A 393-nucleotide genomic window follows, 5' to 3' on the forward strand; every position below is an offset into this window, starting at 1 on the left:
GCCGCGATCAGATCCTCGGGTCCGGTGACGGAGATCGCCGCCGCCGTGGCGGAGGCGTGAGATGTCCGAGCACCAAGAGATCATCATCATCAAGCGCCACGGCGACCACGAGGACGGTCACCACGGCGGCGCCTGGAAGATCGCGCTCGCCGACTTCATGACGGCGATGATGGCGCTGTTCCTCGTGATGTGGCTGATCAACTCGACCAGCAAGGAGCAGAAGCAGACCATCGCCGAGTACTTCAACCCGGTGAAGCTCGCCGAGGTCACGCACGACCGGAAGGGGGTCAACGACCCGCAGGACGTGCCGAACGATCCGGCCCCCGCCGGCAAAGGCAAGGGTGGCGAGGGCAAGGGCGGCGAGGGCGAGGCCGCGGGCGCGCCGGGCAGCCG

Annotated in this window: 1 protein-coding gene; it reads left to right on the top strand. The window is 68.2% G+C overall.

The annotated features are described in order from the left end of the window. Positions 1-61: 61 nt before the first annotated feature. The coding region (locus GPA21_RS20520) for a flagellar motor protein MotB (protein ID WP_281355982.1) at positions 62-393 on the top strand (332 nt) is incomplete at its 3' end.

Origin of the sequence: Azoarcus taiwanensis (assembly GCF_012910885.1) — a bacterium.
GTDB lineage: Bacteria > Pseudomonadota > Gammaproteobacteria > Burkholderiales > Rhodocyclaceae > Azoarcus_F > Azoarcus_F taiwanensis.